We start from the raw sequence: 3,060 nt of genomic DNA on the forward strand, positions 1-3,060 counted from the left end.
GTCGTCGGGCATCGTCGTGGTGTCGTCGTCGGGCGCAGTGACACCCGCACCGTCTGTTGCTGGATCGACGACGGGATCCGGGCCCTTTACCGGATTCCCGTTGACGCTCACCGACCCGTCGGATTTCTGGTCGACGATCCACTGTATGTGCCCGTTTGGCAGCAGCGTGCCGAAATCCTTGGCGAGTTTGGCGAACACGATGTAATTCTTGATCTCAGGCTCCTGTTCGGAGGCCGTCGTCAACCGAGCAATAACCGCATCGAAATTGCTCATCTCCCAGGTGGTGTGGCTCTCCGGTTTCAGAGCAGTGAACGAAACCTCGCCTTCAACCGAAAGCTCGGTATCAGCTGTTCGGACAAAGCTCCTGTCAATCACCATCTTCGGGGGATTGGCCATGAATGCGGCAGCTGTGTTTGCTTCAAATTCGTCGGAAAACGGCTTTGCACGGCTCAAATCCATGTCGGTGACTGCTGCCCGGACAACCGTGTCGAGATCAAGACCTTCCGTACCAAACACGAATTCCACATCAGTCGGCAAAAACGGCACGCTCCACGCAGGTATCGGCAACGCAGGATATCTCAGACCGTTGGTCCGCAGCGCATAGTGATAGCCGCCGCTCTTGCTGATGCCATCGAAGTCGATTTGTTGAGACATGGTCTTGGCGGCAAATGGTCCAATAGGAGTCTCGACGTTGAGATCGGAAAACTGATATGCCCCCGAAAGCTTGTCCCAAAATGGCAGAGCCGCGAGTAATTTTGCCTTCAGATCAGCCTGCTCCTGATCCCGCAGCGTTGTCTCGTCTACATGCGCGATGAAAAATTTCCAGAGCTCCAGAAACTCCAGGTTGCGAAAGCCCTTGCCTTCCGCATTGGCGCCGATCTGGCCGCCGCTCAGAACGATCTTCATCGGCTGCGCGGCAGTCGCGACATCATCTAAAGGCGGCGATTTGACAGTCACAGTCTCCAGAAAATTTGTCGCGGAATGGTTGCTGCTGAAATTAACACCGCCGGATGGCGCAGCCATGCCAAGCACTTCACCCTTGGCCGAATTGACACTCGCTTCGACGTCCTGGGTAGGACTTGTCGTGTTCATTTTCACGGCGCCATAGGAAAACGATGCCTTGGAGAAAGCGCCGATTTTGGGATCGAACGTTCCGTTGATATTCGCATTGTCAACGGACCACTGAACCGCCTCTCGCCCCTCCGGGGTTGTTACCTCGACTGAGCCACCGGGAATCGCAGTCGATGAGACATTCCAGGACCCGTCGGCAACTGGCTTTATCAGCAGGCTGTATTCACCGAAATCGCCCTTGAAATAATCCTGCTTGGGAAGTGTTTCGATCAACTTCGCTGTGCTGAAGGTAATGCGGTAACTGTCTCCATCGAGGACAACCGAGACGATATTCTTCTCGATCGCTTTCTTCCCAAGATAGTTGGACAGGAGTTCGGTAAGCGCTTTTGCGCCGGAGACATCGACAGCCTGTGCATGCACCGGCGTCGTGGCAACCAGCAAACACGAGATCAGAAACAGTTTACGCACTTGCGCTCCAAGGATTGTGAATTGACGAACGTGCTGTAGCACTATGCGTCACACCGTAAAATGCTCATTCGCAGTCGCAACGATAACTTCGCTCGTACCGCCTTCCATACCGGCGACGAACTTATCCGCCGTCTGATCGATGATCGGAAATGACCCGTAATGGCAAGGTATGACTTTGTTGAATTTGAAATAGCGCCGGCTCGCGAGCGCAGCAACTGCACCACCCATGGTGAAGCGGTCACCGATTGGAACGATACCGATTTCCGGCTGATGCAATTCATTAATCAGCGCCATATCGGAGAAGATGTCCGTATCGCCCATGTGATAAAGTGTCGGTTCATCGTCGAAATGCAGCACAACGCCGTTGGCGGAGCCCAACGAATGGGAAACGCCGTCCTCGGTCATTTGTGCGGAAGAATGCAACGCGCTGACATAGGTTACCGTGAAACCGTCATAGGTAACCGTGCCGCCTGTATTGGTCGGATCAACGCGATTGACACCGCGCGAGCCGAGCCACGTTACCAGATCGGCATTACCGGTCACCAGCGCGCCTGTCTCCTTCGACAGATCAATCGTGTCGCCCACATGATCGCCGTGGCCGTGGGTCAGGATGATGTGTTTGACGCCCCTCGCGGCTTCCTTCACGTCCACGCCCTTGGCGCTCGGGTTCCCGGTCAGGAACGGATCGATAAGAATGGTATTTTTTGCTGTTTCAATCCGAAAGGCCGAATGGCCAAGCCAGGTAATCTTCATATCCATCTTCCTTCAACTGCAAGTGAACCCTCGCCATAGGCTTCTATTGCCGGTATGTGACAATAAAGCGATCCATGAAAGTGCGGAACCTATCAAATTGACGGTACTGACAATTGAACAGCTCGAAGAGCACGTCGCGGATGGCAAGACGGTAGCCGGCCTTGACCTTGGTACAAAGACGATCGGCATTGCCATTTCCGATCGCGGATTTTCTTTCGCCAATCCGCGTCCCGTGCTGAGGCGCAGCAAATTCACCCACGACGCACAGGATCTGTTGAAGGCCTTGAGTGCTGACAATGTCGGCGCAATCGTCATCGGACTGCCGGTGAATATGGACGGCAGCGAAGGTCCGCGGGTGCAAGCCACCCGCGCTTTTGTCCGGAATATGGAAAAGCTGACCGAGCTTCCATTCGTTTATTGGGACGAGCGCCTGTCGACCGTTGCGGCGGAGCGCGCCTTGATCGGAATGGATGTTTCGAGACAGAAGCGCGCCGAGCGTATCGATTCAGCGGCAGCCGCCTTCATCCTGCAAGGCGCTTTGGACCGTCTGCAAACTCTGCGTCAGGAAGCCGATGTGGACGGCAATTCCTCGACATAGGTTGCTGCGGTTGCTGCTCGTGCAGCACGCCAGGCCTGCACCCAGGCAATGATCTGGCGACGGCGGCGGAACGCTATCAGACACAGAACGAGGCCGGTATCGACGATGCAGGCACGTGCAACCAGTGGTGGAATCGTTTCCGGCGGAATGCCCAGGATGTTTCCGTAGAT

The 3,060-nt window shown here is 55.2% G+C and carries 4 protein-coding genes; 1 reads left to right on the forward strand and 3 read right to left on the reverse strand.

Going from position 1 to position 3,060, the window contains the following annotated elements; translation table 11 throughout:
• Both ACXJ5O_RS23005 and ACXJ5O_RS23010 read right to left on the reverse strand, forming a co-directional pair.
• The coding region (locus ACXJ5O_RS23005) for a hypothetical protein (protein WP_457301933.1) at positions 1-1,539 on the reverse strand (1,539 nt) is incomplete at its 3' end.
• Positions 1,540-1,587: 48 nt separating this feature from the next.
• A complete protein-coding gene (locus ACXJ5O_RS23010) occupies positions 1,588-2,292 on the reverse strand; it encodes a metal-dependent hydrolase (RefSeq protein ID WP_457301934.1) in 705 nt (234 codons plus the stop codon).
• A gap of 97 nt (positions 2,293-2,389) precedes the next feature.
• Here ACXJ5O_RS23010 and ruvX point away from each other — a divergent pair, with 97 nt between their 5' ends.
• The gene (gene ruvX, locus ACXJ5O_RS23015; protein WP_112530924.1) at positions 2,390-2,890 is read left to right on the forward strand and encodes a Holliday junction resolvase RuvX; all 501 of its coding nucleotides are present in this window, start codon (positions 2,390-2,392) and stop codon (positions 2,888-2,890) included.
• On the opposite strand, the gene ACXJ5O_RS23020 is transcribed toward ruvX, so the two are convergent.
• On the reverse strand, positions 2,854-3,060 hold a 207-nt coding region (locus ACXJ5O_RS23020; RefSeq protein ID WP_457301935.1), incomplete at its 5' end, for a DUF6105 family protein. The genes ruvX and ACXJ5O_RS23020 overlap by 37 nt on opposite strands.

The organism is Phyllobacterium sp. P5_D12, from assembly GCF_054049495.1.